5 protein-coding genes are annotated in these 3,693 nt (G+C 42.5%); all 5 read right to left on the bottom strand.

Annotation, left to right across the window (positions count from 1 at the left end; genetic code table 11):
- The coding region (locus DT343_RS18420; protein ID WP_146756789.1) for a hypothetical protein at positions 1-459 on the bottom strand (459 nt) is incomplete at its 3' end.
- A gap of 120 nt (positions 460-579) precedes the next feature.
- Positions 580-1,545: a prepilin-type N-terminal cleavage/methylation domain-containing protein gene (locus DT343_RS18415; RefSeq protein WP_112863908.1), complete on the bottom strand. Its 966-nt coding sequence runs from the start codon at positions 1,543-1,545 to the stop codon at positions 580-582.
- Between the two features lie 9 nt (positions 1,546-1,554).
- Positions 1,555-2,088, bottom strand: coding sequence for a type IV pilus modification protein PilV (pilV, locus tag DT343_RS18410; protein ID WP_146756788.1), 534 nt, complete (start codon positions 2,086-2,088; stop codon positions 1,555-1,557).
- Between the two features lie 97 nt (positions 2,089-2,185).
- Entirely contained in the window at positions 2,186-3,325 is a 1,140-nt protein-coding gene (locus DT343_RS18405; protein WP_112863905.1) for a PilC/PilY family type IV pilus protein, read from the bottom strand.
- Positions 3,326-3,333: 8 nt separating this feature from the next.
- On the bottom strand, positions 3,334-3,693 hold a 360-nt coding region (locus DT343_RS18400), incomplete at its 5' end, for a PilC/PilY family type IV pilus protein (protein ID WP_220116860.1).

Here is a 3,693-nt window from a genome sequence, read left to right as displayed (position 1 = left end):
ACGTAACACAATAACATCCTTATCATGAGCGTTACCTAAATCCAAAGTAGCGCCGTCACCTTTAAAACGTTCGATAATATATGCGCCCTGTTCATTTGATAAGGTTGTTGAATTACTCTGATCACCAAAACAGACTAATTTTGAGCAATCAGGTTTACCGTCCGTATCTCCCCAATCTAATAAGCAAGCATAAGAAGGTTTATCAGGACAAACCTGCCTAGCATCGCCATCATACACGCCTGCTCGATTAGCAAATTTGGCCGGGTCTGACCAATAAGCGATAGCTAATGCCATTTGCTTTCCTGCATCCTTTTCATTGGCATCTTCCAAAGAAACACTTTTACCATTACTTGGATTAGACATGCGTTTGATATCATATTCCGCATCACGCATAGCAATTGCCGCGGCTTCTGATGCACGCATCTGATCATAATCTGCCCCCGCTTTCATTTCCTCCATTGAGGCGCTGGTTTAAAGTAAAACGCAGCATACTTAGCAGCAATAACAAAAAGATTAAGCAACTTAATAATACGATGCCCTGTTCCTGTTTTTTCGGTTTTAAATTCATATTTTACTCCTTTAATTTGTAAAATATACGGCATTAGGAATATTGATAATTTTAATGTAAGCACGATAAAGCTTCTGATCATTTACCCGTCTTGCTTCATTACCAAAATTACCATCTGCATCAAATTCACAAGTTGGTATTGTCGGCTGCAATTCCATCCAATTTCCTTGAACATTACCGCTTAAAGGCTCTGCACCAACGACCAAACATACCTCTACTGCCGTAACTCCCGCCCAGCCCAAAGGACGTTGGGAACTCACTACTTCATTAGCTTTTAATGTATTTGTCACATACATGCCGGCATAACTATCTTTCATAGTAGCAGATGTATCACTAACGCCTTCAGTCACTAAATATCTGAATTGCAGATCGCTGATTCCGCTTACAAGCGGCTCTTCTAAGCAAGAAAAAGTGCCATTATTGAAAGAGTATGTATTAACGACTATCGGCGTATTTTGCAAAACATCAGCTTGAACCTTATTACCAATACAATTTAAAGCAGTACCTGCATGAACAGCAGCATCTACGTTTGTTGCATCTGTATAAGTACGTAAACTGCTTTTATCGCCGCGAGCAGCACTTGCTGCGGCTTGATAACGTAGGGTAAGCGTTCTATCAGTACCTTCTAAACCATTCTCGCCAAAAATTGATTGAAAAGGCGTTTTTACTTTGCCTTTTCCAGATAAACGACCGTACATTATTTGCACTTTTTCATCGCTTGGCGTCACTAATTTTTGTGCGGTTATTTGATTATCAAACACATCTACATAACCTGCCATATTAATATCTGCCGTTAATCGCTCAAAAACTTGTCTTGCCGTTTCATCAAGTATTTCATTCATACTGCGTGTTTTATTTGAACGATTTGCCGTAAGATAAACCGAGCTTAAAGCCAATAGTAAAATCAAGCCGATAGTGAGCGATACCATTAGTTCCAATAAGGAGACACCGGCCTGTTTCTTTTGTTTTAATTTCATTTTACGCTCCTAAATCACTACTCTTAACTCAATAAGTTCATTTTTTGTTTCATCATCTTGCCGCTGATTTTCTTCACCGATTTGCCATCTCACTCTGACAATATAACTACCATCAGGCTGCCTAAGAATCGAACCTTGACCTGCCGGCACAGAATTATTCACATTTCTCAGCCAAGTTGTCATTTCACGTTGTGCTCGCGTTAAGGCCTGCGACTCTGCTCTTTGCTTTAGCTTTTCTTCAAGCGTACATTCAGCAGATGCGCATTTAACTTCAGGATTTTTTTTGGCTACGGATAATGAGTAGTTATTATCCTCCCATTGCCCACTACCAAATTGATAGCCCGCTAAGCCCATGCGGTTGGCTCTCATGGCGTCTACGATAGTTTGAATTTCACGCATAGCATTGGCGCGATATTCCGCGGTAGCACCATAGCGATTACTTGCGCCTAGCATAGACACTAGCAAGCCCAAACCTAAACCCACAACAAGAAAAGAAACAATAACTTCTAATAAACTCATACCATTTTGCCGCTTACCGGGCAAAATAAGATAAATTTTTCTTTTTCATAGTTTTCCTCAATTGGGCGGCAGGAACTGCCGCCAAAGTATTTTTGCTTAAGAAGCATTATTCAATAATTGGTCATTCAATAATTGGTCGGCTATTGATTCGAATCAAACGCCCGCCTTCTGTAGGGCATTTAAATGCTTCAAGGCCTGTAGACTCATAACCTGTCGTTGAGCTAACCACTCCCACTGTGTAATCCCCATGCTCTACGCAATCGTTTCTGCCTTGTGCGGCATCAATAGCTAAATCCTGTCCTGAGCCGAAAGCACCGTTAGCGTTTACAGCTTTGACAGTTCGGGCTAATGCTTCGAAAGAGTTAAGCGTTGCGCCTGAAGATAAACCATCAATTTGCAAAGCAGCAACTTTTAAAGCTTCATCGCCCTCAATTGCTTCTTTTTCGTCAGCGTTGAAAGAGGTTTTACTTTGCTCACCCAAGTCTTTGAAATAAGCGCTGCCTTCTAGCGGATTACTACCTGTTTTTACATCAACAGCAAATAACCAACCGGTTGACTCGGATTTTGTACTGGTTTTATTAATCTTACAACTATACGCATTATTACTTTGAGAAGAGGTATTTGGGGCAGAAGAAGATTTCTTCGTTGTATACACGCGCGAAGTAAATACCGCCGTACGGTTAATCACGCTTGCTTGCGTAACTACGCGTTCGCCATCAGAACCTAAGGTTAACATCCAACCGGGGCTACCATCGGCAACTATTTTGCGCGTGAGATAGCGTAAGGTTTTTTTATCACCCCCTGTTCCGCTTGTGCCTGTAGTACCCAAAATCTTTTGTTCTACCAATTGGCTTTGCTCGATCGGCGTAGGCGTTTTTTCTGTCAATTTATCGCGAATACCCAAAACCACCTGCTGGCTTTTGTCTTCCAAATCCTTTTGATAAATATCCGAACCGGTACCGACGATCACCATATAGCTATCACTGCTTTCCTTATATACGGCCGGAGCGGCGGTAATAGGTTGGCTTGACTTGCCATTATAGATTTTATGAGCCGTCCAAGAGCTTACCTCGCCACGCAAATCAAAGCGATACAGATTACCGCCCTGATCTCCTGCATAGGCAACATCAGCTAAGTTATCGGCATCAATATCCACCAAAGTCGGCGTAGAAAGACCTTTCAATCCGCCATTAACAGAGATGGTTTTCACTAAGCTTCCAGCAGCTTTGCCTGTTTCGACTGTCGGCGCCTGCTTAGCCATATCTTGCCCTAGGCATCATAGATATATAGCATGGGTGCGGTTAGAACATCTGCAGGGGCATCATAGCCATTAGCTAAAAATAGCAGCTGACGCACACCCTGGGTTTTGTCTTTAACATCTCCAGTTAATTTTGTCGCCACTTGGGCAAATTGTGGTGTACTAACTGTGTAGCCTAGTTGGTTGTTTTGACCTTTTGGCGTTTCCCACATAGGCACTGTTTTAGCCCAATTAGACTCATGATTGTCTAAGCCCACGGGAGTAGCAGCCGCACGATCCTTACCACTAATCGCTAACACATAAGCACCGCGGCCGCCTTGCCCCATGGCGCCAGCGATATAAGTGGCACTATTGCCATTTTTATCCGCACT

The organism is Brevundimonas vesicularis (genome assembly GCF_900445985.1).
GTDB lineage: Bacteria > Pseudomonadota > Alphaproteobacteria > Caulobacterales > Caulobacteraceae > Brevundimonas > Brevundimonas vesicularis_D.
Note: the sequence above shows the minus strand (reverse complement) of the source record. Positions and strands in the feature narration are given on the sequence as shown.

What these genes read in the sequence shown, in the direction of transcription:
- DT343_RS18405 (WP_112863905.1), bottom strand. Translation starts at nt 3,325, where the DNA reads ATGGCTAAGCAGGCGCCGACAGTCGAAACAGGCAAAGCTGCTGGAAGC.
- DT343_RS18415 (WP_112863908.1), bottom strand. Translation starts at nt 1,545, where the DNA reads ATGAAATTAAAACAAAAGAAACAGGCCGGTGTCTCCTTATTGGAACTA.